Here is a 24,504-nt window from a genome sequence, read left to right as displayed (position 1 = left end):
ATTGATATATTTAGAGGTGCTTAGAATTTAGATTTTTCATAAATTCTATATAGTGTTGATAGGAATGTTCAAATGCTTCATTTCTTCTAGGTAAGAAATATTCTGGTGGATGATTATCATTTACTAATAACACCATTTCCTCTCTTGTCCGAATAGCTTTAAGCGCTAAAAATTGTACAAGTGCATTACCTAAAGCAGAGCTTTCTGAATAACAAACAGCGACAGTACACTTGGTTAAATCGGCTGTAAGTTGATTTAAAAACTCAGATTTACTGCCACCACCAAACAGAAAAATAGTTTTTCGATTTTCCCCCATAAGACAGGAAAATGTGTAAGCATATTTAAATGCGAGATTTTGATAAATTGCTAAGAACAGTTTTCCTGTTGAGTCAAGTAGGGGAAGGTTATGCTGTTTTCCATACTTTCTTAGTTCAGGAATAAATAGTCCTTTTCCTAGAAAGCTGGCGTCTTGGTTATCAAAGAAAAAGTCAATGGATGGCTCTTTTTCTAGCAGGACCTGAATGTGTTGAATGGAGATAGCATTCATTTGATTGACCTCATGTAAGGCTTCCTCAATAAACCACATTCCGAGCATGTTTTGTAATTTTAATATTTTCCCGTCACCAGATTGTTCATAAGAATAGTTGGTTTCTAGTGGATGACGTAAAATCAACCCACTTTCTGCTTTTTGTCCTAAAACAGACCAGGTTCCTGATGAGAGGAAATAACTAGCATGATCACTTGTTGGTAAAGCATAAATAGCACTAGCCGTATCATGCTGCATAACAGAATGAATAGGGATGGTATCCTTTTCTGTTTTTACGAATCCTATCTTGGTGTAAGGTAAGACGATTGTTGAAAAGCATTTTGTTGGTATTTCCAACTCTGCAATCAAATCAAACGCCCACTGCTGTTTTTGTATGTCGAATAATTGACTTGTTGAAGCAATAGAAGATTCTGTCAGGATTGAACCTGTGAGCAGATATTGAATTAAATCAGGTATCATTAGCAAATGTTCAGCCTGTTCCAAGAGTTCTGGATAGTTTTCTTTTAAGTAAAGCAGTTGGGAACTAGTGTTAATAGAAGCATTTGAAATCCCGGTACGCAGTCGAAAATGGTCCGGCAGATTCATTCCATAGTGTAAATTTTTTTCTTGTAACATCGTCTGATAACATAGTGGAGGCATCATTAATTCACCTGCTCGGTTTATCAAACCAAAATCACAGCCCCAAGAATCAAAGCCAATACTTTCTAGAGCATAGTTGGTTGATGTAATTTCAATTATCTTCTGTATCTCGATGACTATTTTATTTATGTCCCAACGAATTTCATTTTTCTGCGCAAATATCTGATAATCTGTAAACTTATGAACTTCCTTTTCTTGCAGGATACCGTTATCTAAGCAATAAACAATCCCTCTTGCACTGGTAGCGCCTAAATCAAAGGCTAAAATCGTCCGCATATTTCCCCTCCAATCTAGCTAATTTCTCAATCAATTCCGTTAAGAATGATTGAATAATATCCATTCTAAATTAGAACGCTTTCAAATTTAAGAGATGAACGTATTTTTGAACAAACGTCAATAATGTTTTCAGGTATAGAAAAAACATGATGTAAGCGATATCATATTGCTATTCAATTCAATAAGTGCACAGGAGGAAACAGATGACGATAACAACAAATAAGCGGAAATGGTTTTCAGAAAGTAGATATGGATTATTTATACATTTTGGTTTATATTCCGTTGCGGCAAGGCATGAATGGGTCCAAACACTGGAGGAAATCAGTGTTGAAAAGTATAAAAAGTATTTTGAACAATTCAATCCTGATTTGTTGGATGCAAAAATATGGGCAAAAAAAGCAAAGGAAGCAGGATTTAAATATGTCATCATTACAGCAAAACATCATGAAGGTTTTTGTTTATGGGATACAAAAGAAACCACTTATAAAGTAACGAATACACCTTATAAACGAGATTTATTAAGTGAGCTAATTCAAGCGTTTCGTGATGAAGGTTTGAAAATAGGTATCTATTACTCTCTTCTTGATTGGTATCATCCTGATTTTCTTGTGGATGGATATCATCCAATGAGAAATCATGCAGAATATATTGCTGCTCATTCCGGTAACATGGAGAACTATCGTAAATTTATGTTTGCACAAGTTAAAGAGTTGTTGGTGAATTATGGAACTATTGACTATCTATGGTTTGATTTCTCCTATAAAAGCCGAGATTGGGGTACTTCTATTGGAAAAGGGGCCGATGATTGGGGCAGTGTTGCATTAGAAAAACTGATTTATTCGATACAACCTAATATTTTCATTAATGATCGATTAGGTTTAAACCGAGGCGTACTCACACCTGAACAATTTGCTAGAAGTAAAGGAATGGAGAATGAAGAGGATGTTTGGGAAACCGTTCAAACCTTGAATAATAGTTGGGGATATGACCGTGACAATCTTAGCTTTAAATCTAGTGAAATGGTTGCAAAACAATTAGTTGATACCGTTTCTAAGGGCGGAAATTTCACCATGAATATTGGCCCAAATGCAAGAGGACTTTGGGATGATAACAGCGATGCGATTTTAGCTGCTGTAGGTGATTGGTTAGCAAGACATGGTGCATCGATTTATGGAGCGACAAGAAGTAAATATCCTGCACCGTTAGATTGTCGTTATACACAAAAAGGAAATAAACTGTTCCTACACATTTTTAGCTGGCCATATCGAACGATTCTATTGCCTGACCTTGGTGGAAAAGTATCTTTTGCTCGTCTATTGAATGACGGTTCTGAAATACGTTTTACAGATACGAAAAATCTAGGTGGAGAAAGGGTAGCTACGACAAATCTTTATAAAGAAATTACGGAAGTTCATGTAAAGGAAGCCCTCGATCCGTCAATGTTGATGTTAAACTTACCAATTCGTGAACCGAATGAATTAATCCCTGTCATTGAATTGACATTAAAGGAGGTTGAAAAATGGGGGTAGGAATTATTCTTGCCAGTCATGGTGAATTTGCGAGCGGTATCAAACAAACGGGAGATATGATTATGGGCACGCAAGACAAGGTAGAAGTCTGTCTCTTAATGCCAGAAGACAGTCCAGAGCAATTTAAGAGTAGATTAGAAGCAGTGGTAGCGGCTTTTGAAAAGGATGACGAGCTTTTATTTTTAGTTGACCTTTGGGGAGGAACGCCGTTTAATCAAGCAAATCAGCTGGTTAAGGAACATGCTGGAAAAATGGAAGTTGTTTCTGGACTGAATGTCCCGATGTTACTTCAGGCGTATAGTGAGCGATTTATTCCAGAAAGAAGTGTTACTGACATTGCAAACATCATTATATCGGACGGGAAAGATGGAATACGTACAAGTGCATATCAGCCAGTAAAGGTAATTGAATCAAAAATAAAGAGAGGAGGGGAGATAATGACAGATAAAAAGATGAATCAATTGGGTATTCAACATGTCCGACTAGATGAACGGCTAATCCATGGTCAAGTAGCAACGCTTTGGTTAGGGAACTTAGGAGCCACGCGTGTCATGATCATAGATAACAATGTTGTAAATGACCCAATTGCGAAAGCATCTTTGAAGACAGCTGTTCCTGGTGGAATTAAATTAAGTATTTTAAAAACTGACACCGCTTCAACAAGATTGAAACAAGGAGTATATGAAGGTCAAAAAGTGATGATTATTGCAAAAGAGATCCAGACTATTTTTGACTTGATCGACGCTGGTGTTCCAATTGAACGATTCAATTTAGGAAATGCCAGTTTAAAAGAAGGCACAATCCAAATTAAAAAATCAGTGTTTTTAACGGAGGCTGCTATTTCAAAACTATTAGATTTAGAAAAACAAGGTGTGTTAGTTACTGCTCAAATGGTTCCAATGGAAGAAGAAAAATCATTTTCACAGTTTTATGGAAAGTAGGGGGAATTAATGAATATTGAAATTTGGCAAATTATTGTTCTATCATTATTAGGATTTTATGCAATTGTTGAGAATTTAGGAATAAACATTTTCGCCAATCAAGCACTAATTATGGGAACGATTACAGGACTTGTGATGGGTGATTTAAAAACAGGGTTAGCTGTTGGTGCTACCCTACAATTAATGGGTCTAGGTATTCAGGCGTATGGTGGTGCCAGCGTTCCCGATTATATGACTGCCTCCATAGTTGGAACAGCATTTGCAGTAATGAGTGGAAAAGGTGTTGAGTTTGGAATTGGTTTAGCAGTTCCAGTTGCCTTATTAATGATTCAACTAGATATCCTAGCTCGCTTTTGTAATGTATTCTTCCAGAGAAGGATTGATCATGGAATTAAAGAAATGAACCTCTCAAAGATTAGAATGTTCCATTTATTAGGTACGCTAAGCTGGGGTTTATCTCGTGGCTTACCGATTTTTCTAGTATTTAGCTTTGGTGAAAGCATTGTTGAGTTTATTTCTAATGTTATTCCGGAATGGTTAACAGGCGGATTATCCGTTGCTGGCGGAATGCTACCGGCTGTTGGGATAGCAATTTTGTTGCGCTATTTGCCAGTGAAGAATTTTATCACTTATCTACTAATTGGGTTCATTGCAGTTACATATTTGCATATGCCAATGTTCGGAGTAGCTTTACTTGGTTTTGCTCTAGCAATTCTTCAATTTAAGAAGTTAATCAGTGAACAACAAATAGTAAAACTAAGTGTGGCAACTGCAGATGCTTCTGTACAAGTTAAAGGGGGATTAAGTGAAGATGAGTACGAAAATTAATCAAAAAGACATAGACAAAGTAAGTATTAACTGGTTGATTGGCAGCCAACTTTCTTGGAACTATGAACGAATGATGGGCGGCGGCTACCTTTACTCTACGCTACCAGTATTAGAAAAATTATATAGTGGAGATAAAGACAAACTCCAAGAAATGATGCGTGTTCAAAGTCAATTCTTCAATACAACACCTCATATGGGTGGATTTATACTCGGAATGGATATTGCTGCAGAAGAAGCAGAAGGATATAAAGCTAAAGATACGGTAGCCAGCTTAAAAACTGGTTTAATGGGTTCATTTGCAGGTGTAGGTGATACTATTTTTGGTGTGCTTTTCCCTACCGTGTTTGGTTCAGTTGCCTCATATCTTGCCTTAAAGGGAAATTCGACTGGAGTAGTTATTTGGCTATTAGTGAATGTTGTTATTCTTATTTTCCGCTATTTTTCTGTACGAATTGGATACAAACAAGGCGTAAAATTAGTTAGCAGTATGTCTGGTCACCTAAATGCCTTGACCAATGCTGCCACATTACTAGGGGTTACTGTTATTGGTGCTATGATACCTTCCGTAATTAAAGCACCAATAGCATTAACATTTAAAACAGGTGATGTAGAATTAAATATTCAAGAAACAATGGACCAAATTATGCCGATGATGGTTCCTGCCCTTTTAGTTGGAGTCATTTACTGGTTGTTAGGAAAAAAATACTTCAACTCTACTAGAGCGATTCTGTCTACTATTGTTTTAGCAATTATTTTGAAAGCTTTAGGTATAATGTAAGTGATGTGGTCAAGCAATTTAGGAGGAATAAAAGGTGAAAGATGTGATTAAGGAGTTTTGTGCTGAGAACTTAACGAATATTCCTGCTGCTATTAAAGCGGGAGCAAAGAGGATTGAGCTTTGTGATAACTTAGCTGTTGGCGGGACTACTCCTTCTTATGGGGTAATTAAAAAAACGGTTGAGCTCGCTCATCATGCTGGTGTTAAGGTTATGACAATGATCAGACCTCGAGGTGGGAATTTTGAATATAGTAGTGCAGAGGCAGAGATGATGGCTGCTGATATTCAAGTCTGTTTGCAACTTGGTTCGGATGGAGTCGTTTTTGGCTGTTTGAAGAATGGTTGGATTGATGAAGAGTTGACTGCCCGTTTAATTGATTTATCAGCAGGTATGGAAATTACTTTTCATATGGCATTTGATGAACTGGCAGAAGAGGACCAATTTAGAGCTATTGATTGGCTTGCGGCAAAAAAGGTTGCTAGAATTTTGACACATGGCGGCAGCCCTGAACAAACAATAGAAGAAAACTTTCCTCATCTTAAACAGTTAATCGAATATGCAGCAAATCGAATCATCATGTTACCAGGTGCAGGCATAAATTATCAAAACGTAGAAGGTGTATTAGACGCTTTGCAGGTGGAAGAAGTACACGGAACGAAAATAGTAAAACTATGATCCTCATTTCTAAGGGAAGAGAACCGGTTGTTTAAGCACCTAACTCATAAGTATAAGCCTTCATTCTAGAGCTGCCATGTGCAGCTTTTTTATTTAACTAGAATTGTAAGAATTTTATAAATTTATGGTGTAAAAGTTGAATTTTTTTCATCTATCCAGTATGATGATAATGAGAATGAAAATTATTATCAATTAGAGGAGGATGTTTCCTTTGTCTATATGGAATAACGCAGTTGAAGTCAGAAAGGCTTTTATTATAGATCAATTATTAAACATCGGTATTTATAAGAAAGAAAATGTCCAGTTATATGAGCTTAGTCTTAGTGAATTGGAAAATGAGTATATGATACATATGGGGAGGAAGAAGCGGTGAGAAAGAAGACCTTTAAAGAACTAGTGAATGAAAATAAAAAAATGATTTTAGAGGATCGTAAATCAGTGGAGCTAATTTATAAGAAGATTGACGATAAGCATATGCAGCCTCAGCCTCAAAAATGAAATAAAGCCGATAATTTTCATATTTGAAATTATCGGCTTTTCTGTTTAACATTTTGGCAGGCTTACTGTGAATTTACTGCCTTCATTTATTTCACTTTCGACAGAGATGTCACCGCGGCAAAGCTGGATAATCCTCTTTACAAGTGATAATCCAAGTCCATTTCCTAGCTTTGAATGAGAGATGTCACCTTGATAAAATTTATCGAAAAGGCGTGCTTTCGTTTCTTCGTCCATGCCGACTCCTTCGTCTTGAATGGAGAACTCGATTTTGTCCGCCTTGATAGCCAGCATAACATGTATAAAGCTGCCGTTATGGGAGAACTTAATGGCGTTATCAAGCAGGTTAACCCAAATCTGCTGTGTTAAATCTTCGTTGCCGCAATATGTTACTTCATCCAATTCCACATTTATGTTGATGTCTTTACTAGACCATTTTGGTTCCATTAAAACGATAGCTTTTCTTATTTGTTCATCCAGTCTAAACGGCTCTTTATCAGAAATAATTTCGAGATTTTCATATTTAGACAATGTAAGAACATTCGTAGACAAAGCTGCTAACCGCTCTGATTCGGTCATGATAATATCAAGGTATTCTTGCCGCTCCTCTTCGGGCAAATTATTTTCTTTCAAAAGCTTGGCAAAGCCGCGAATGGATACAATCGGGGTTTTGAACTCATGAGAGAAATTATTGACGAAATCACTTCTCAAAGTTTCGATACTGGAAAGCTCATAGGTCATTTTATTGAAGCTTTGTGACAGTTCCTCTAATTCACCAATCCCTTTTAAATTAACCTTTACGGAGAAATCACCGCCAGCAACCTTATGGGTCGCATCAATGACCTTCCGGATTGGATTTAATGCTTTTTTACTGAGAAAAGCAGTTAGGGAGGTTCCAAGGAGGATGCAAAACCCTACAAATCCAAAGAAAGGAAGTGCTTTTGTCATATCACTATGTTTTACATAGCCGATATAGTTTAAAAAAATCGTAATCGCCAATGCTATAACAAACGTTGCTAAAAATACGAAAAAGACAAAAATCACTAATGTAATCGCAAGGCTTAACCGTTTCGTGAAAAAATCCTTCATGCTTTTTTCACTGCCTTGTAGCCAAGGCCCCTTACGGTGATAATATCAAACTCTGTCCATTCCTTAAACCTGTCCCTCAGGCGGTTAATATGTACATTAAGAGTGCGGTCATCTGTGTCTGACTCCATTCCCCAAATTTCATCCATCAGCTGCATGCGAGTGAAAATCATATTCGGATAGGACAACAGCTTAAATAAAAGATAAAACTCCTTAGGTGGCAGTGTGATTACTTCAGCCCTTCTGGAAACGGTCAATGCATCATAATCAAGAATTACCTCTCCGACTGCGAGCTTATGTTCACTCGCAATTTGTGCTCTTCTAAGCAAGGCTTTAATGCGGAGAATCATCTCCTCCTCATCAACTGGCTTTGTCATATAATCATCTGTGCCGGCAAGAAACCCTTGCTTTTTATCGTTTGGCTCCTGCTTTGCTGTTACCATTAAAATCGGCAAATGCTCCCATGCAGCTCTAAGCTGTTTTGTTAATTCATAACCGTCCATATTTGGCATCATTAAATCAAGCACCACTAAATCAACATGCTGTTTATCCATAAAGCGAAGTGCTGCAATGCCATCTTCTGCAGCGTATGCGTCAAACCCATACTGCTTAAGTACAGCACACATCAGCTTTCTTGTATTTTGGTCATCTTCTACAACTAATATTTTAAACATAACCTTAGCGCCTCCATATCACTATTATGACATAAATAATTTTAACGAAGAAATGTAAACTGAAAATCAATTTATTCCTACACTAAGTTTATATTGAGTTTACTTTCCAAGGATATAGTAGAAACACAAATAAAATAATGTATATAAACAGGGGGAAAGTGTAAGTGTTTTATTCCATATTATTCAGTTATTATGAGGTAAGCGGGGAAGAAGAACGGCTGATTGAGGAGCATAAGCTGCATATAACAGATAATAAAGAGAGTTTAGAGGCATTATTGAAGCAGCTTAATTATCACTTTATTGGAAATGATGACTTATGGGGGTTTCGCAGCAATAATTTTATGGGCATTGCCGAAATTATTTCCTTTACAGAGAGGGAGTAATCTGTAAAGGAATGGCAAAAATCTTTTTTATTTTATATTGACACTTATGGAAATATAGCTTATTATTATCTTGTGTTCAAGATAATTTAATTCGAAATATTTTTTTAAATTAATATCTCGAATTCAAGATATTTAAAGACTTCCTGGATTTTAACATAAAAGCCTAAAAACCAATAAATTGTGGAAGGCGGAAAAAGACAATGTTGAAAACATTAGGTATTCACCATATAACAGCAATGGTAAATAATGCTCAAAGGAATATAGATTTTTATGCAGGCGTGCTCGGTTTAAGACTTATTAAGAAAACAGTCAATTTTGACAGACCAGAGGTTTATCATCTTTATTTCGGCAATGAGACAGGAGACCCTGGTACAGTTATTACGTTTTTTCCTTGGGAACAGCAGCTCAAAGGCAGAATAGGAACAGCTCAAGTCGGTGTCACTAAATATATTATTCCAACCGGGTCAAGTGCCTTTTGGGAAAATCGGTTAAGCAGCTTCGAAGTCGAATTCACTTCATTTGTACTCTTTGGAGAGAAAACAATCAAGTTCAGTGATCCAGATGGACTGCAGCTGGAGCTTGTCGAAAGAAGTGAAGGACCAGTAAATACTTGGAGTACTGATGAAATAGCAACTGAAAATGCAATAAAGGGCTTTGGCGGAGCGGTGTTATATTCTGCTCAGCCTCATAAAACAAAGGCAGTGCTTGAAGATATATTAGGCTTAGAATTCGTCGGCCAGCAGGAAGAAATTCTAAGATTCAGATCAGCAGGGGACCTTGGGAATATTATTGATATTCAGCTCCATCCATCTATACGCGGTTTAATGGGTGCAGGTACGGTTCATCATATTGCTTGGAGAGCGAAGGATGAAGCAGAACTGTTAGAATGGAGAGCTCTACTAGAGGAAAAGGGCTATTACCCAACAGAAATACGGGACCGTAATTACTTTAAAGCATTGTATTTTCATGAAGAAGGCGGCATTCTTTTTGAAATAGCAACAAATCCGCCAGGCTTTACAGCAGATGAACCTATTGACACGCTCGGAAGCAAGCTGATGCTGCCAGAATGGCTGGAAGCTAAAAGAGAAGAATTGGAACAGACATTACCAAAAATAGAGATACGTTCTTTAGGAGGAGATAAATAATGAAGCATATATTTAATAAAGGAACCAATCCTGAAAGACCAACATTATTAATGCTGCATGGCACTGGAGGAACAGAATTAGATTTGCTTCCACTTGCCGGTTTAATGGATGATCAGGCATCTGTATTAAGTGTTCGTGGAAATGTATCGGAAAATGGCATGCCAAGATTCTTCCGAAGACTGGCAGAAGGTGTTTTTGATGAAGAAGATTTAGTATTCAGAACAAATGAATTGAATGCATTTCTGGATGAGGCAGCAGTTAAATATGGGTTCGACCGCCAAAATATTGTCGCAATCGGCTACTCTAACGGAGCTAATATTGCAGCAAGCTTATTGTTTCACTATAAAGACGCATTAAAAGGTGCTATTCTTCATCATCCGATGGTGCCAAGAAGAGGCATTGATTTGCCAGATCTCTCGGGGAAATCTGTCTTCATCACAGCTGGAACGAATGATCCAATCTGCTCCCCATTGGAGTCTGGTGAGCTCGAGTCACTGCTGCAAAAAGCAAATGCCGACGTTGAAATGCATTGGGAAAGCCGCGGCCATTCCTTGACAGCAACAGAAGCAGAGGCTGCATCTCGCTGGTATAAAAAAGTCTTTTAAGCGTTTTTCCCGCATTAAGTCTGATAAGTCATCTTATCGGACTTTTTTTCGTGTATGAAAAGCTTAAAATAGTTAAATTAATACAACAAATGATGCAAACAGCAGAATATCGATTATAATAATAGATAACTTATAAAGATTAGATGGTGATTTTGTTGAAACAAAGAAAACGGAGGATTACTTTGCAAGATGTTGCTAAACATGCCGGTGTTTCGACTTCGACTGCTTCTTTAGTCATTCGCAACAATCCTCGAATTTCAGATGCTACTCGAAAAAAAGTATTAGATTCTATTGAAGAACTAGGATATGTATACGATCGAGTCGCAGCTAAATTAAGGTCACAAAGCTCTAAAATTATAGGAGTGATAGTGACGGATATATCGAATAAATTTATTTCCGAATTTTTAATAGGTGTTCAACAAACACTTGAGAAGATGGATTATACCGTATTACTGGGAACAACCTTTGATTCTGTGTTAAAACAAGAACGGTTAATTTCTACTATGGTTGAACATAGAGTGGATGGTCTGATTATTAATCCAGCATCAAAAAGCAACAAAAGCACAGTAAGTCAATTGAATCATTTAGAATTGCCAGTCGTGCTTGCAAACAGAGAAGTAGATCATGCGAATTGTGATTATGTTGGGATTGATTACATAAAGGGAACTTTCCTTGCTGTAGAGCATCTTTTAAAAAAGGGACATAAGCGGATTGCTTTTCTTGGAGGCATAAAGATGTCAACCACATGGAAAGACCGGATGAAAGGCTTTCAGGAAGCACATTCTATGGCTGGTTTAGAAGTGGATAAATCACTCATAATCGATGGTCTGCCGACGAGTGAAGGCGGCGTTCAAACAGTTTTAGAGGTGCTTAAAAACCCCGATCCGCCAACAGCTATTTTTTGTTTTAGTGATCTTGTTGCATTTGGTGTACTGCAAGGTTTAGGAATGAAGGGAATGACTCCAGGTAAAGATATTGATATTGTAGGCTTTGATAACATTCCTGAAGCGGAAATATATCATCCTCCGTTAACAACAGTCTCCTCCTTTCCTCGTACGATAGGAGTCAAAGCGGCGACGATTTTATATAATAAACTGGAACAGGACGATCCAATTCAACAACGAATTATCTTAAATCCAGAACTAGTTATTAGAGAAACATCTACATAATACTAATGAAGATAATGAAGCGGAGTATCCAAATTAAAGTTTTTTGGTGCTTTGTTATCTTCTGCATCCTCATATAGTGCGGTTTGGAGCTAGTTTCACACTTTGACACCTTGTTAATACAAAATTTAATTCTTGACTCTTAGTAATTTTAGGATTATTATAGGTACGTAAAGTAACCGAGGTTACTAAAAATAACTTTTTTTATTAGATCCTTTTGTATCTATAAAAAGTATTTTAGTAGAACGATGTACTAAAATACGCACAAGATTAATTTATAGGTGCAAGGAGATATTTTTTATCTATTTAGTAGAACGATATACTAAAAGAGAGGTGATAGAATTTTAAATTGTTATAAGATAAGGAATTTATTCTAATTAATTTAGTAGAACGATGTACTAAATAGGTTAATAAAGCTAATGAAGTAATCAGCTTGTAAAACGGTGATTTAACGTATAAAAACAAGTTGAAAACAAATAGTAATGGTTGTAAGCGTTTAACCTAAAATTAGGAGTATCAAATGAAACATAAACATTTAAACATGGCGCTAGGCTTGTATTTGAGTTATTTCCTGTTAGGAATGGTCAATATTATCTTAGCTTCCAATATGAGTTTTTTATCTGAGCAACTAAATGTGGAAAAAACCGATATCAGTTTGTTAATATCAGTTGTCGGGGTGGGGCACTTACTATCTATTAATATTTCAGGCCGATTTTCCGATCGGTATGGAAGAAAGCCGCTAGTGGTGGCTGCTGCCTTGCTGTATATGGTTTTCCTAATAGGAATCCCACTGACATCGCATTATCAAATTGCAATGGGACTGGCCTTTGTCGCAGGTATCTGCAATTCTTTGCTCGATTCAGGTACGTACCCTGCACTAAATGAAGCCTTTAATGAAGCTGCCGGAACAGCAACCGTTCTTTTAAAAGCCTTTATATCCTTTGGTGCATCATTGCTTCCAATAATGATTAACTTTTTTATCGTGCATGAACTGTTCTATGGATTAGTATTTTTTGTTCCTGCCTTACTGTTCTTATGCAATGGGCTGTTGTTAATGAAGGTTAGCTTTCCAAAAATCAAGGAAGAAAAGGTGTCTCAAGAAACTAGTTCAGAGACTGCATCTTCGACTGGACCAAAGCTTTGGAAAGAAGGTGCTGCACTTATATTATTAGGATTTAGCTCTGTATCTTTATTTACGGTCGTACAAACATGGCTGCCAACATACGGACAAGAGGTTCTTCATTTAGACAAGATGAAATCAATTGGATTACTGAGCTTTTACAGTACAGGCGGGCTTATCTCCATTCTATTGCTTGCTGTCCTGTTAAAAAGAACGATAAAACCGATTACGGCCATAGTTATTCTACCAGCATTTGCGTTCCTTGCATTATTGTTGTTAATCATTAATAAAAATCCGACATTGATTGCTGTGAATGCCTTCTGTCTAGGATTGTTTATGTCAGGGATATTTCAGTTAACTGTTACGGTCATGATTGAACTATTTCCACATAACAAAGGAGTAAGCGTTTCGTATATAAGTGCTGCTGCGAGTATCGCCTTTATTGTAATCCCTTTCATTACGGGGCTATCTATCAAATATTTAGGAGTTTCCTCTGTGTTTGTGTTAGACCTTGTTATTGCTTTTATAAGCACGATTCTTGCTCTGTTTATATATATGCGCAAAAGGAACAAGCACAGCGAATTAATTTTAGAGAAATAATTTCTTATTTAAAAAAGCTTTTGTATTTAGGAGTGTAAAAATGAAAAATCCTTTTATCAAGTCATCATTTGGAATGTATATGAACTACTTTATGCTCGGCATGATCAATATTATTATCGCCTCCAATATGGATAATCTTTCGGAACGTTACGCAGTTTCTGTTGGACAAATAAGCCTGCTCGTTTCTGCGATTGGAATTGGGAAATTAATAGCCTTGTTTTTTGTTGGCCGTCTTTCTGACAAATTAGGAAGAAAGCCAGTCATTATAACGGCTAATTTCCTCTATCTTGTATTCTTAATTGGTGTTCCAACGACAACCAATTATATCGTAGCATTTATCTTTGCCATATCTGCTGGTATCGCCAATTCACTGCTTGATTCAGGGACGTATCCAGCTTTAACAGAGTCATTCCCGAAGAAAGCAAGCTCAGCTTCTGTGTTAGTGAAAGCATCTGTATCAATCGGTGCTACATTGCTTCCATTTATCATGGCAATCTTAGTAGCTAACGGTATTTTCTGGGGCTGGACATTCTTTGGACTTGGAGTGTTATATCTACTAACTGGTATTTACTTAATGTTTATGCCTTTCCCAAATCATAAAAATCTTACAAAAGCAGATGGTGCTGCTGAAACTGTGTTTAAAGCACAGCCAAAGTTTGCTGGGGAAGGAATTGCCGTTATTTTAATGGGCTTCACCTCAACAGCGTTATTTGTTGTATGGCAAACATGGCTGCCGCAGCTAGGTAAACAATTTATAGGACTTGATTCAAGCCAAGCAGTGCAATTGCTTTCTTACTTTAGTATCGGCGCACTTGTTTCCGTATTGTTACTCGCTGTTGTGTTAGATAAATTCATCTCGCCAATTATGGTGGCAATCGTTTATCCAATCGGTGCTTTTGTATCCATGCTTGTCTTATTTATGGTCAACTCTTACGGAATTGTTTTGGTTTGTACCTTTTTAATGGGGCTGTTTACATCAGGAATTCTGCAATTAGCATTAAGTATTATGATGAAGCTGTTCCCAGCAAATAAAGCAACTGCATCTTCGTATGTAAATATTGCTTCAAGTGCATCCTTTATACTTGTTCCAATCATTACTAGCAGTTTAGTAGGTTCGGCGGGAATATCGATGACATTAGTATTCGATATGGTCATCGCAGTAGTCAGTGTTCTTCTTGCTGTATACGTATTAAGCAGATTCAAAAAGATTTTTGCTTAATATTTAAATATAAAAATACAAATTTATGAAATAAGGGAGATTACTAATATGTCAAACGTACACGAAAAAAATATTGATGGAAAAACAAAATTAGTAGGCTTACTTGCTACACCAATCGGGCACAGTCTTTCACCACGTATGCATAATCTAGCATACACTTTAACAGATTTAAACTATGCTTATCTTGCTTTTGAAGTTGGTAATGATGAGCTTGAAGCAACAGTTAAAGGCCTAAAAGCAGCAGGGGCAGCAGGCTTCAATGTATCTATGCCGAACAAAATGAAAGTGTTAGAGTATTTGGATGAACTGGATGATTCGGCAAAATATGCTCGTGCCAGCAATACAGTAGTGAACCGTGACGGAAAATTAATTGGATACAATACAGACGGACAAGGCTATGTGAAGAACTTAATCGAACATGGTGTAAGCCTTGAAGGCCAAAAAGTAACACTAGTTGGTTCAGGCGGTGCGGCGACTCCAATTGCAATCCAGTTAGTACAATCAGGTATAAGAGAAATCAGCATTTTCGCTCGTAATGATGCTTTCTTCGTGCAAGCTGAGGAAAATGTAGATTACATTAATAAGGAAATGAAGCAATTCGGCGTAAAAGCTAATCTGTTTCCACTAGAAGATAAAGAAGCATTCCGTCGTGAAGTAGCAGAGAGTGCAATTCTTGCTAATGGTACAAGCCTTGGCATGAAGCCGCTAGATCATTTAAGTATTATTGACGACACTTTAGATGTGCTACGTAAGGACTTAGTCGTAACAGATGTTGTTTACAACCCGCAAAAATCTAAATTACTGGCACAGGCAGAAGAAGCTGGCGCAACAGCAATTAACGGTTTAGGAATGATGTTATGGCAAGGTGCTTTAGGGTTTAAGCTGTTTACAGGTGTTGATATGCCTGTTGAGCAAGTGAAGGAAATTTTATTCGGAGACAATCAATAATTATAAACGATTGGAGAGAAAAACAATGAGCAAAAAATTCCTTATGTTACACGGCGTCAACCATAATATGTTCGGTAAACGTGACCCGAAGCAATACGGCACAATTACATTAGAGGAAATCAACAGCAATATTCAAAAATTAGCAGATGAGCTGCAAATTGAAGTTGAAACATATCAAACAAACCATGAAGGGGAAATGGTTGAGAAGATTCATGAAGCATTCCTAAATGGTATAGATGGTGTTGTGTTAAACGCAGGAGCATGGACACATTACAGCTACGCAATTAGAGATGCATTAGCTATATTGACTGTACCTGTAGTAGAAATTCATATGTCTAATATCCATTCACGTGAAGAATTCCGTCATACATCTGTTTTTGCAGATATTGCAACAGGTCAAATTTCTGGATTCGGAGAAGAAAGCTATGTGCTCGGTATTCGTGCAGCGGTAGCAGCAAGCCAAAAATAAATGAAAAGGCCAGATATGTTGATATCTGGCCTTTTTTATATGCTTATTTAAAAATTGGCAGCGGCCTCTTGTGCTTGAATAATAGCCTTTGCTTTAATTTCCTCTGCTTTTTCAGGAAATCGCTGCTGTCCCTCAATAATAATACTTTCAAAAGAGGATACTTCGAAGAAATTCATCATAACCTCTAAATAGCGATTGCTCATTTCATTCTTAGCTTCAGAGCCATGCGTGTAAATATCACCGCTCGATTGAATATGGAATGCTTTTTTACCTTTTAACAGCCCTACAGAACCTTCTTTTGTGTACTTGAAGGTTTTTCCTGATACAGTCACGGCATCGATATATGTTTTCATAACGGCAGGAATGGAGAAATTCCACATAGGGTTCACAAAAACATATTTATCCGCCAATAAGAATTGTCCTCCTAACTCTGCAAGACGGCCTGTTTTTAGTCTTTCAATATTGGAAAGCTGTTCGAAAGGGGTGCCTGCTTTTAGTTTTTCCCAGCCGTTAAATACATCTCTATCTAAATAGGGGATATCTGCTTCGTATAAGTCTAGGTGAACAATATGATCCTCTGGATGTAATGCTTTATAAGCTTCGATAAATTCTCGTCCTACTGCCATACTATAGGATGTTGTCTCATCATAGGGATTAGCTGTGATATATAGTATATTAGCCATTTTCTGCTCCTTTTTCGTCGATAAAAGTTTCGTCATTTATTTACTTTCCATCTGCATGCAATTTTGTTGCTAACTAGTCACTCATCCAACTTTCACCCCATTGGCTTATCGGACCAAGAATCTTTCCTAATTCTAACCCTTTTTCTGTCAATAAGTATTCTGCTCGCACTGGCCTTTCGGTGATAATATGCCGAATCACTACTCCATGATCCTCTAATTCCTTCATTCGTTCCGTAAGCATGCGTTTGCTTAAATCCGGTATGATTTTGTGTATCTCACTAAAGCGCTTAGGTCCGCTTAACAAAACATAAATAATTAAGCCCGTCCATCTTTTTCCGATAAGTTCAAAGCTTTTTTCCACTTTAGGGCCTAATTGATGCTGTTCGTTCATTAACATATATCTCCTTCAAGATAGATTTCTTCGTTATTTATTATGATTTTTTATATTTATATTATAACTAATATTTGTGAGGAATTTAACAAATTAACATTATAGTAACTAAGAAAAGTAAAAACAGTACATGAAAGCGTGCAAAAATGATGCAGAGTATAGGAGAGTAATATCTGTCTTAGTTAGTAATGAAAAAGTTAGAAAGCAATAGAGCTGAAGTTTTTGAGTGCGATTTGCTAACTAAAGATTTTGAATTCTTGTTTACATAATAAAATTATAATCAATTGGTTTGAGTTCCTTGCTGAAATGAAACTTTACCATGCAAAAATACGTAGGAAGAGTTAACAGCAATAAATTAAACTTGTCAGGAGCGTACTCATGTCTACTATTCAAAAAATCACAGCAAATCTTTGGTTTAATACAGAGGCAGAAGATGCGGTGAGGCACTATACGTCGATTTTTAACAACTCTTCCATTGGCAAAATTACACGTTACGGTAAACAGCGTCAAATAATCAGCGGGATTTCCGAGGGAGATGTAATGACGATAAGCTTTACTATCGAAGGGCAGGAATTCGTCGCATTAAACGGTGGCAGCACACATAAATTCACGGAAGCCATTTCATTTATTGTTCATTGTGCAACACAAGAGGAGCTTGATTATTATTGGACTAAGCTGTCAGAAGGCGGCGCTGAGAAGGCCCAAGTGTGCGGGTGGCTGAAGGACCGTTTTGGTGTATCCTGGCAAATAGTCCCAGTAAGTTTGAATGATATGATAGCAGATCCTGACCCGGACAAATCACAGCGAGTAATGAATGCAGTGATGAAAATGAAAAAAATTGACTTAAGTGTATTAGAGGATGCTTATACACAATAAAACGAGGAGTTGTTAACTATGTGGAATCTTACATTGGAGGCAAAAAAAGCTTTTACCCAATGTAATCTACTGCCGATAAATGAAACCGATGAGGAATGGGGAATGGTGTTATCGGAAGCAAAAGAAGAGGGCGAAGATATACATACAGCTTTAAAAGATGAACTGGAGGATGTGAAAGCAGAATTACAGGAAGTTTTGCCAAAGTTGTTTCTACCTTATTTGGAAGATGGCACATTAAATCAGCCTGATCTGCCTGCAACAGTCCGTGCTGATTATTTGCAATGGATAAAGGAGCAAGAAGAGAAATTTGAAGATATTTTAGATGCTGCCTATATGCAAACAACTGAAGCCGCTGCATCACTATCTTCAACAGCACAAGCGGTTTTTGCAGCAGGAATACATGATTTTGCGGTAGAGCGGTTGGAACGGAAGGGAAATGAGTTGCATCTTTTTGTTAATACAGAAGGAGGTTTTTATACAGCTTCTTATATACACTTCCATTTTGAAAATATTACAGCAGAAGAAGATCCTTGTATGATTATGGCAGGACAATATATGCTATACAGTGAGTTAAAGAAAACGAAAGATGGTTTTGCTTTACGTGTGCTGCTTGACTGTCCTGAAACAGAATGGACTATTCATATGGAGAAAATAAATGCGGCATGTTATTATCGCCCAAGTATTTACACGCAATTTAGAGCGGAGGAAAAGCTGGAAGATTTAGCATGGAATGACTTCGTGAAGCAGCTGAACGGAGAGCATTCATATTGGCTGATTACACAAGACATACTCTCACCTATTCAGTCATTTACAGACAACGTTCAACTCGTAAATGGCAAGGTTGAATTCGAAAAAAATAAGATCATTATCACATCAAAAAACAGCCAATCACAATATAGCTTAGCTGAATACCATCTAGCTGATTTTCTTTATACCGATATTTATGAAGATCCGGACAGTCAGTCTAATGAACCGCTGGCAGTAGAAGAATTGGAAGCAGCAATCTTAGAAGGCAGTATAGAAATGCAAGTTCGTGCTTGGAATACCATTTATCATAACCCTGAAAAACATCTGGATTTAATCAATTCGTTATTATTACAAGTGGAAATTACAGAAGAAAATGAAATGCTGTTAAGTGTCTATCTAACATATTTTTATGAAAAAGATATATTAACAGATGAAGTAAGCAGGAAATATCAGTCCCTTCTTCTGTAAAACTTCTGAGGCTGCCTTTTGGCAGTTTTTTTGTAGTTTTGGAAGGAGGTGAAAACAATATATTACCTATTTATACGTTGCTTATTCTGTTAAAATAAGCTGTAGAGCATTCTTTATCTGAATATCAGGGGAATATTCTGAATCTTACATAAAAAAGAAAAATTATATTTTAAGGGGAATGAGGAGGAATTCTAAATTGCATGAAAAGAAAGTGACATGGTTAGAGCTTTTTTATGATTTACTGTTTGTTGCATCTGTTGCGGTCGCTACACATGTTTTGCTACATGTGGAAGACGGACATATACATACAGAATATTTGTTTAAATTTGTGCTGATATTTGTGCCGATTTGGTGGGCATGGGTAGGACAAACGATGTTTGTTAACCGCTTCGGACAGGATGCGTTTCATCAGCGAATCTTTTTAATTCTACAAATGTTTTTTGCGTTACTTATGACTTCAAGCTTATCGGTAGATTTTGATCCGTATTATCTGTCCTTCTTAATCGGGTATATTGGCTTAAGAGCTGTAACAGCTGTTCAATATTTGGTCGTGCAACGGATTGAAGAGGGAGACCGGAAGCTGGCAGCACAATTTTTCGGAAGATATTTCTGGATAGGAATAGCCGTTTCGTTATTGTCACTGTTTTTCGAGTCGTGGATTCGTTATGCCATCCTGTATGCAGGAATTCTTATCGATATAATTGTGCCGATATTAGGCCGTAAATATTTAGTTAAAGTACCTACAGACACAGGGCATCTTTTAGAGCGTTTCGGTTTATTTACAATTATCCTCTTTGGTGAGTCACTTGTCAGTACATTGGCAGTCATTCAGCCTACTCAAGGAGATTGGGAATCAATCAGTTTTGCGATTGGAGCATTTTTACTGATTATTGCGATGTGGTGGCAGTATTTTGATAACGTCGAGAAGAAAGTAGATAAATCCATCCAAACTGCCGGTCAAACAATCATTTATGGTCATCTATTTATACTTATGTCATTAAGTGCAATTGCTGCATCCATCAGACTGATGGTTTTACATGAGATTGACTATCATTTTAGCTTATATTTCACCTTCGGATCTGTCTTGCTGTACTTCTTTTCGACAACATTTGTTTTCCATCAGTACAGACATGTGCATCATCGTCTAAAAATCTATCACTTAGGTTTGTTTTTAGGCATGCTGGCAGTGTTCTTTATTTTTAATTTACTTGTTCCTGTTTCGTCAATAGTAATAGTAGTGGAATTAACATTCTTTTTTATTGTTTATGCAAAGCTGACAACAACTTAAGAAAAAGCGTGATACCTATTCTTATAGACTGCGATTTCTGCAGTCTATAAGAATAAATAAACTAACTTTTCTCGGAGGTGACTTCAGTGAAGTTTAAGTCAAAAAAAGACTGGTGGTTAACCGTTATTATTTGGGGAGCATGTATTTTTGCAATAGGCAGTGGCATATATGGACTTATGGTAAAACCATTCAGTATATATGTGTCATAATCGTTTTGCTTGGCGCCATTATTTTACCACTAATTATGCTGTGGTTTTGGCTGGCTACTTATTATGTCATCACAGACGACAGCTTAATAATTAAATATGGACCATTCCAGACGAACATACCGCTCCATCGTATACAATCTCTTAAGAAAACAAGAAATCCCTTATCAAGCCCCGCCTTATCCTTACAGCGAATTGAAATCTTCTACGATAAATACAGCTCTGTTCTTATCTCACCGGAGAAAAGGGAAATGTTCATAAAAGTTCTTTCTAGCAAATGTCCTCATATGAAAGTCAGTAACTAAAGCGGAGAAATGCTCTTTTTCCCCGCCAATTAACCTTATAACTCCTGATTCTTGAAGGAATAGAAGGACATAAATAGGCCAACAATTGCACATATGCTTATAGAAGCATACGCTATACCGAAAAACACGTTTACTCCTGGAGCGGTTAACAATGCAACCGCAGACCACGGTACGATGCTGCTTAGTGTTTCCGGCCAGTATAATCCAGCAAATCCAATCGCACTGAAAATAAGGGAACATAGCAAAGAAGGGTAGAAGGTTTTCCTTTGCATAACAGCTATCCAAATGACAGGAGTGAGTGTGCAAAAGTTGTATACTCCGGTTTTTCCCACCATTTCTATCATTTCAGGGACAGATTCGCTCGAAGACTGACTGCCATATAAGAAGTAAGCTCCAGCAAGAATAATGCCAAGATAAAGCAGGGTTATTATCATATGCCACACAGCCCAAACAATTATCTTTCCAGCCAGAAATTTTTCACGTTTAACAGGTGCGGTCATCGTATTGATCATTGTATGGTCACTATATTCTTTTTGAATCAGAAATGTCAGTAAAAAGGAGCTCAAGATTGGGTAAATAATTAACTGACACAATAAGGATTGGCTAAAGAGCCAAGTCATAACAGGATCATCAGGTGTTGTGCCTTTGTACTGGTAAAGGTCATCTGCAATGAGCAGGCATGGCAGGAGAAGAGCGAGACAAGTGCAAACTAGCATTAGTTTATTGCGACGAAGCTTCATGCATTCTGCAGCAAGAACATTAAGCAATGCCTGCACCCCCTGTAATTTTTTTGAAGTATTCTTCTAGATTATCATTGCATATTTGAATAGTAGAAACACCCACACCAGCTGTTACTAAGCGCTTATTTAGTTCTTCAGGATTTACAGTAGTATCGTAAATTCGAATAGAGTTGTCTGCTTCGACGGAATAGTCGGAAATAGCAAGGCTGTGTTCAAGAACATGTGCTGCCTGTGATTGAGATGAAACACAAACACGAATATACTTATTGTTCTTCTTTTCAAGCTCTGCCATTGTGCTTTCTTCTAGTAGAACACCTTTGTCAATAATGCCGATATCATCTGCCATTAAGGCAATTTCTGAAAGAATATGGCTGGATATAAGAATCGTTTTTCCATACTCTGTACTTAAGCTGCGGATGAAAGCACGAATTTCTGCAATTCCAATTGGATCCAGACCGTTTGTTGGTTCGTCTAAAATCAATAATTCCGGATCATTAAGAAGGGCGTTTGCTATCCCAAGCCGCTGTTTCATTCCTAAAGAATAGGCTGCAAACTTTTTGCTGTCATTATAAGGAAGGTCCACTGTTTCAAGGGCACGCTTTACTGCGTCTTTTTTTATCGTTCCTCTCAACCTAGCAAATATCTGCAGATTTTCCGTTCCAGTGAGATTAGGATAAAAGCCTGGAATTTCTACAATAGACCCAATCCTTGGGTACAGCTTACTTTGATTCTTATTAAGTGGTTGCCCGAACAAGTGAACTTCACCAGCAGATATGGAGGATAATCCTAATAACATTTTCATTATTGTCGTTTTGCCTGCACCATTCCTTCCTAGCAGACCGTAAACATGTCCTCGCCGTACATTTATATGTACACCGTCGACCACTGTATTGTTTCCATATTTTTTTGTCAGATTTTTCGTTTGAATAATATAATCGTTCAAATCATTCAGCTCCTTTCCTTACAAGAATAACAGGCTAACCTTGCTTAAACCTTGCCGTTAACTTGAATTATTCTTGTTTGCTTGAAGGGAGATGTAAAGGCAGGTACATAAAAAAGGCTGTACCTTGCTTTAGAGCGCTCTCAACGGTTATCTTTCCTCCGATTCCTTTAACTAGTTCCTTCACGATAGCTAGGCCAAGTCCGTTGCCTTTCACACCACGAGCAGAATTTCCTTTATAAAGCCTATCAAAAATATGTGGTAAATGAGATTCAGCAATTCCAATCCCATTATCTCGTATTTCCGCATAGACAATACTGTTTTTTATGTAAATATGTATGAACAGAGAGGAAGCAGAACTATGATTTAATACATTTTGCAAGAGATTGTCTAATATACGTTTCCATGCTGTCTTATCTGTTATCATATACTGCACTTCTTCTGGAATAGAAATAACATAGTCCATGCCAGCATCCTCCAGCTGAGGAATCCAGTCAGCCACTATTGTTCTTGTATATTCAAATATCTCCACTTCATCCAGTTGGTATAGCTGTTCACCTGATTCCAGCTTCAGCCATTCAAACAGAGTATCAATGAAATGATGGAGGTCATGCGCTTTAGATAAGGATGTCTTCAAATAATGGTCTTTATCACTATCATTAACTAAACCTAGTTGTATTGCTTCAAGATAGCCGGTTAAAGAGGCTAAAGGAGTTCTTATATCATGGGACAAGCTTGTAACCAACTGCCGGTATGCTTTTTCAGATTGTTTATGGTGGACAATTTCACTCTTCGCATTAATAACAACTTCGTTTATTTTATAGCTTAACTCTGCAGCAATGGAATTTTCAGCAATAACGATACGCCTGTCCATATTTCCTTGTGCCATCTCATCGACTACAAGGGTAATATCGTTCAGCTCTTTTTTTATACTACGTATGTAAATGAATAGGAAAATAACAATGAGCAGCAAAATAACAGAAAAAATAATAGATAAAATATTAACCATGATGATTAAACCGATAACCAACTCCGCGAATAGTTTCAATAAATAAGAGGCCTTTGGCGGGATTCTCAATTTTTTTTCGTAATTTACTAATAAAGGACATGATATTGTTATCATCAAAAGCATATTCATCATGCCAGACTTGATTGTATAACTGGCTTTTTGTGAAGATTCTGCCTTTGTTACAAGCCAAAAAATACAGCAAGTCAAACTCCTTTGCTGTCAGTTTCACAAACTCACTATCTATGAAAACAGAGCGATTGTCTGCATCGATAGTAATAGTAGGAAAGGTTAATTTACTATTAAGAGCCTTCGAATCATGAGCGTTTAAAATGGTATTTCTCCTGATTAAAGATTCAATTCTGGCCAGAAACTCTCGAATACCAAAGGGCTTTGTTAAATAATCGTCTGCACCAAGCTGCAAGCCTTTCACTTTATCTGTCTCATCACCTTTAGCTGTCAGCATTAAAATGGGAATATTGCTGTTTTGCCTAATCTGTTCTAATAAACTAAAGCCATTAATATCAGGGAGCATCACGTCAAGTATCGCAACATGATAATGGCCGTTAAGGAAGAGGGATATGCCGTTCGAAGCAGTATGAGCAACATCTGCTACAGTGCCAGCTGTGGCAAGACAATTCTGAAGCAGTTTGCAAAGCTCTGTATCATCATCGATAATTATTGCCTTATGAGTAGTCACAAGATCACTTCTTTCTATATTTACTAATTG

Annotated in this window: 28 protein-coding genes; 19 read left to right on the top strand and 9 right to left on the bottom strand. The window is 37.2% G+C overall.

Going from position 1 to position 24,504, the window contains the following annotated elements; all coding sequences use genetic code 11:
* Nucleotides 1–10 precede the first annotated feature (10 nt).
* Nucleotides 11–1,462, bottom strand: coding sequence for a rhamnulokinase (locus tag MKX82_RS26475; RefSeq protein ID WP_341081346.1), 1,452 nt, complete (start codon nt 1,460–1,462; stop codon nt 11–13).
* A gap of 203 nt (nt 1,463–1,665) precedes the next feature.
* Between MKX82_RS26475 and MKX82_RS26470 the strand changes: the two genes are divergently transcribed.
* The 7 genes from MKX82_RS26470 (at nt 1,666) to MKX82_RS26440 (ending at nt 6,712) form a co-directional block, all read left to right on the top strand.
* Complete coding sequence (locus tag MKX82_RS26470; RefSeq protein ID WP_341081345.1) at nt 1,666–2,991, top strand: alpha-L-fucosidase; 1,326 nt, start codon at nt 1,666–1,668, stop codon at nt 2,989–2,991.
* Nucleotides 2,982–3,932: a PTS mannose/fructose/sorbose transporter subunit IIAB gene (locus tag MKX82_RS26465; protein WP_341081343.1), complete on the top strand. Its 951-nt coding sequence runs from the start codon at nt 2,982–2,984 to the stop codon at nt 3,930–3,932. The genes MKX82_RS26470 and MKX82_RS26465 overlap by 10 nt, the downstream gene beginning before the upstream one ends.
* 9 nt (nt 3,933–3,941) lie before the next feature.
* A complete protein-coding gene (locus MKX82_RS26460; RefSeq protein ID WP_341081342.1) occupies nt 3,942–4,760 on the top strand; it encodes a PTS mannose/fructose/sorbose/N-acetylgalactosamine transporter subunit IIC in 819 nt (272 codons plus the stop codon).
* On the top strand, nt 4,744–5,538 hold the full coding sequence (locus tag MKX82_RS26455; RefSeq protein ID WP_341081340.1) for a PTS system mannose/fructose/sorbose family transporter subunit IID: 795 nt from the start codon (nt 4,744–4,746) through the stop codon (nt 5,536–5,538). The genes MKX82_RS26460 and MKX82_RS26455 overlap by 17 nt, the downstream gene beginning before the upstream one ends.
* Before the next feature lie 34 nt (nt 5,539–5,572).
* Nucleotides 5,573–6,214: a copper homeostasis protein CutC gene (locus MKX82_RS26450; RefSeq protein ID WP_341081338.1), complete on the top strand. Its 642-nt coding sequence runs from the start codon at nt 5,573–5,575 to the stop codon at nt 6,212–6,214.
* A gap of 211 nt (nt 6,215–6,425) precedes the next feature.
* Nucleotides 6,426–6,587 carry a Fur-regulated basic protein FbpA gene (locus tag MKX82_RS26445; protein ID WP_233315006.1) on the top strand — a complete coding sequence of 54 codons (162 nt, stop codon included), beginning with the start codon at nt 6,426–6,428 and terminating at the stop codon, nt 6,585–6,587.
* Nucleotides 6,584–6,712 (top strand): FbpB family small basic protein, encoded by a 129-nt coding sequence (locus MKX82_RS26440; protein WP_233315007.1) that lies wholly within the window; start codon nt 6,584–6,586, stop codon nt 6,710–6,712. The genes MKX82_RS26445 and MKX82_RS26440 overlap by 4 nt, the downstream gene beginning before the upstream one ends.
* A gap of 45 nt (nt 6,713–6,757) precedes the next feature.
* Here the strand turns inward: MKX82_RS26440 and MKX82_RS26435 are convergent, their stop codons facing one another.
* The gene (locus MKX82_RS26435) at nt 6,758–7,798 is read right to left on the bottom strand and encodes a HAMP domain-containing sensor histidine kinase (protein ID WP_341081336.1); all 1,041 of its coding nucleotides are present in this window, start codon (nt 7,796–7,798) and stop codon (nt 6,758–6,760) included.
* Nucleotides 7,795–8,469, bottom strand: a complete 675-nt coding sequence (locus tag MKX82_RS26430) for a response regulator transcription factor (protein WP_233315009.1) — start codon at nt 8,467–8,469, stop codon at nt 7,795–7,797. Before MKX82_RS26430 ends, MKX82_RS26435 begins: the two co-directional genes overlap by 4 nt.
* A gap of 164 nt (nt 8,470–8,633) precedes the next feature.
* Here MKX82_RS26430 and MKX82_RS26425 point away from each other — a divergent pair, with 164 nt between their 5' ends.
* From MKX82_RS26425 to aroQ, 8 genes are all read left to right on the top strand, one after another.
* A complete protein-coding gene (locus MKX82_RS26425) occupies nt 8,634–8,852 on the top strand; it encodes a hypothetical protein (RefSeq protein ID WP_233315010.1) in 219 nt (72 codons plus the stop codon).
* A gap of 200 nt (nt 8,853–9,052) precedes the next feature.
* The gene (locus tag MKX82_RS26420; protein ID WP_341081333.1) at nt 9,053–9,997 is read left to right on the top strand and encodes a ring-cleaving dioxygenase; all 945 of its coding nucleotides are present in this window, start codon (nt 9,053–9,055) and stop codon (nt 9,995–9,997) included.
* Nucleotides 9,997–10,602 (top strand): alpha/beta hydrolase, encoded by a 606-nt coding sequence (locus MKX82_RS26415; protein ID WP_237942975.1) that lies wholly within the window; start codon nt 9,997–9,999, stop codon nt 10,600–10,602. The genes MKX82_RS26420 and MKX82_RS26415 overlap by 1 nt, the downstream gene beginning before the upstream one ends.
* 152 nt (nt 10,603–10,754) lie before the next feature.
* Complete coding sequence (locus MKX82_RS26410; RefSeq protein ID WP_233315013.1) at nt 10,755–11,771, top strand: LacI family DNA-binding transcriptional regulator; 1,017 nt, start codon at nt 10,755–10,757, stop codon at nt 11,769–11,771.
* Nucleotides 11,772–12,288: 517 nt separating this feature from the next.
* Nucleotides 12,289–13,488, top strand: a complete 1,200-nt coding sequence (locus tag MKX82_RS26405; RefSeq protein ID WP_341081329.1) for an MFS transporter — start codon at nt 12,289–12,291, stop codon at nt 13,486–13,488.
* A gap of 40 nt (nt 13,489–13,528) precedes the next feature.
* Complete coding sequence (locus MKX82_RS26400) at nt 13,529–14,707, top strand: MFS transporter (RefSeq protein ID WP_233315015.1); 1,179 nt, start codon at nt 13,529–13,531, stop codon at nt 14,705–14,707.
* 48 nt (nt 14,708–14,755) lie between these two features.
* Nucleotides 14,756–15,655: a quinate/shikimate dehydrogenase gene (locus tag MKX82_RS26395; RefSeq protein WP_233315016.1), complete on the top strand. Its 900-nt coding sequence runs from the start codon at nt 14,756–14,758 to the stop codon at nt 15,653–15,655.
* A gap of 25 nt (nt 15,656–15,680) precedes the next feature.
* Nucleotides 15,681–16,124, top strand: coding sequence for a type II 3-dehydroquinate dehydratase (gene aroQ / locus MKX82_RS26390; protein WP_233315017.1), 444 nt, complete (start codon nt 15,681–15,683; stop codon nt 16,122–16,124).
* A 47-nt stretch (nt 16,125–16,171) separates the two neighbouring features.
* On the opposite strand, the gene MKX82_RS26385 is transcribed toward aroQ, so the two are convergent.
* Nucleotides 16,172–16,807 (bottom strand): NAD(P)H-dependent oxidoreductase, encoded by a 636-nt coding sequence (locus MKX82_RS26385; protein ID WP_233315018.1) that lies wholly within the window; start codon nt 16,805–16,807, stop codon nt 16,172–16,174.
* Between the two features lie 73 nt (nt 16,808–16,880).
* Nucleotides 16,881–17,198 (bottom strand): winged helix-turn-helix transcriptional regulator, encoded by a 318-nt coding sequence (locus tag MKX82_RS26380; protein WP_233315019.1) that lies wholly within the window; start codon nt 17,196–17,198, stop codon nt 16,881–16,883.
* Between the two features lie 378 nt (nt 17,199–17,576).
* Here MKX82_RS26380 and MKX82_RS26375 point away from each other — a divergent pair, with 378 nt between their 5' ends.
* The 4 genes from MKX82_RS26375 (at nt 17,577) to MKX82_RS26360 (ending at nt 21,088) form a co-directional block, all read left to right on the top strand.
* Entirely contained in the window at nt 17,577–18,074 is a 498-nt protein-coding gene (locus MKX82_RS26375; protein WP_341081322.1) for a VOC family protein, read from the top strand.
* An 18-nt stretch (nt 18,075–18,092) separates the two neighbouring features.
* The gene (locus tag MKX82_RS26370) at nt 18,093–19,289 is read left to right on the top strand and encodes a DUF4085 family protein (protein WP_341081319.1); all 1,197 of its coding nucleotides are present in this window, start codon (nt 18,093–18,095) and stop codon (nt 19,287–19,289) included.
* A 196-nt stretch (nt 19,290–19,485) separates the two neighbouring features.
* Entirely contained in the window at nt 19,486–20,577 is a 1,092-nt protein-coding gene (locus tag MKX82_RS26365; protein WP_233315021.1) for a low temperature requirement protein A, read from the top strand.
* A gap of 139 nt (nt 20,578–20,716) precedes the next feature.
* Complete coding sequence (locus tag MKX82_RS26360; RefSeq protein ID WP_341081315.1) at nt 20,717–21,088, top strand: PH domain-containing protein; 372 nt, start codon at nt 20,717–20,719, stop codon at nt 21,086–21,088.
* 35 nt (nt 21,089–21,123) lie between these two features.
* On the opposite strand, the gene MKX82_RS26355 is transcribed toward MKX82_RS26360, so the two are convergent.
* From MKX82_RS26355 to MKX82_RS26340, 4 genes are all read right to left on the bottom strand, one after another.
* Nucleotides 21,124–21,855, bottom strand: a complete 732-nt coding sequence (locus tag MKX82_RS26355) for an ABC transporter permease (RefSeq protein ID WP_233315023.1) — start codon at nt 21,853–21,855, stop codon at nt 21,124–21,126.
* Nucleotides 21,848–22,771 carry an ABC transporter ATP-binding protein gene (locus MKX82_RS26350; RefSeq protein ID WP_341081311.1) on the bottom strand — a complete coding sequence of 308 codons (924 nt, stop codon included), beginning with the start codon at nt 22,769–22,771 and terminating at the stop codon, nt 21,848–21,850. Before MKX82_RS26350 ends, MKX82_RS26355 begins: the two co-directional genes overlap by 8 nt.
* A gap of 67 nt (nt 22,772–22,838) precedes the next feature.
* Complete coding sequence (locus MKX82_RS26345; RefSeq protein WP_341081308.1) at nt 22,839–23,816, bottom strand: sensor histidine kinase; 978 nt, start codon at nt 23,814–23,816, stop codon at nt 22,839–22,841.
* Nucleotides 23,770–24,474: a response regulator transcription factor gene (locus tag MKX82_RS26340; RefSeq protein WP_341081306.1), complete on the bottom strand. Its 705-nt coding sequence runs from the start codon at nt 24,472–24,474 to the stop codon at nt 23,770–23,772. Before MKX82_RS26340 ends, MKX82_RS26345 begins: the two co-directional genes overlap by 47 nt.
* Between the last annotated feature and the right edge of the window lie 30 nt (nt 24,475–24,504).

The organism is Niallia sp. FSL R7-0271 (assembly GCF_038005785.1).
GTDB lineage: Bacteria > Bacillota > Bacilli > Bacillales > Cytobacillaceae > Niallia.
Note: the sequence above shows the minus strand (reverse complement) of the source record. Positions and strands in the feature narration are given on the sequence as shown.

What these genes read in the sequence shown, in the direction of transcription:
- MKX82_RS26470 (WP_341081345.1), top strand. Translation starts at nt 1,666, where the DNA reads ATGACGATAACAACAAATAAGCGGAAATGGTTTTCAGAAAGTAGATAT.
- MKX82_RS26370 (WP_341081319.1), top strand. Translation starts at nt 18,093, where the DNA reads ATGTGGAATCTTACATTGGAGGCAAAAAAAGCTTTTACCCAATGTAAT.
- MKX82_RS26385 (WP_233315018.1), bottom strand. Translation starts at nt 16,807, where the DNA reads ATGGCTAATATACTATATATCACAGCTAATCCCTATGATGAGACAACA.
- aroQ (WP_233315017.1), top strand. Translation starts at nt 15,681, where the DNA reads ATGAGCAAAAAATTCCTTATGTTACACGGCGTCAACCATAATATGTTC.
- MKX82_RS26460 (WP_341081342.1), top strand. Translation starts at nt 3,942, where the DNA reads ATGAATATTGAAATTTGGCAAATTATTGTTCTATCATTATTAGGATTT.
- MKX82_RS26475 (WP_341081346.1), bottom strand. Translation starts at nt 1,462, where the DNA reads ATGCGGACGATTTTAGCCTTTGATTTAGGCGCTACCAGTGCAAGAGGG.
- MKX82_RS26455 (WP_341081340.1), top strand. Translation starts at nt 4,744, where the DNA reads ATGAGTACGAAAATTAATCAAAAAGACATAGACAAAGTAAGTATTAAC.
- MKX82_RS26430 (WP_233315009.1), bottom strand. Translation starts at nt 8,469, where the DNA reads ATGTTTAAAATATTAGTTGTAGAAGATGACCAAAATACAAGAAAGCTG.
- MKX82_RS26415 (WP_237942975.1), top strand. Translation starts at nt 9,997, where the DNA reads ATGAAGCATATATTTAATAAAGGAACCAATCCTGAAAGACCAACATTA.
- MKX82_RS26375 (WP_341081322.1), top strand. Translation starts at nt 17,577, where the DNA reads ATGTCTACTATTCAAAAAATCACAGCAAATCTTTGGTTTAATACAGAG.
- MKX82_RS26465 (WP_341081343.1), top strand. Translation starts at nt 2,982, where the DNA reads ATGGGGGTAGGAATTATTCTTGCCAGTCATGGTGAATTTGCGAGCGGT.
- MKX82_RS26360 (WP_341081315.1), top strand. Translation starts at nt 20,717, where the DNA reads ATGTATTTTTGCAATAGGCAGTGGCATATATGGACTTATGGTAAAACC.
- MKX82_RS26420 (WP_341081333.1), top strand. Translation starts at nt 9,053, where the DNA reads ATGTTGAAAACATTAGGTATTCACCATATAACAGCAATGGTAAATAAT.
- MKX82_RS26380 (WP_233315019.1), bottom strand. Translation starts at nt 17,198, where the DNA reads ATGAACGAACAGCATCAATTAGGCCCTAAAGTGGAAAAAAGCTTTGAA.
- MKX82_RS26435 (WP_341081336.1), bottom strand. Translation starts at nt 7,798, where the DNA reads ATGAAGGATTTTTTCACGAAACGGTTAAGCCTTGCGATTACATTAGTG.
- MKX82_RS26405 (WP_341081329.1), top strand. Translation starts at nt 12,289, where the DNA reads ATGAAACATAAACATTTAAACATGGCGCTAGGCTTGTATTTGAGTTAT.
- MKX82_RS26395 (WP_233315016.1), top strand. Translation starts at nt 14,756, where the DNA reads ATGTCAAACGTACACGAAAAAAATATTGATGGAAAAACAAAATTAGTA.
- MKX82_RS26400 (WP_233315015.1), top strand. Translation starts at nt 13,529, where the DNA reads ATGAAAAATCCTTTTATCAAGTCATCATTTGGAATGTATATGAACTAC.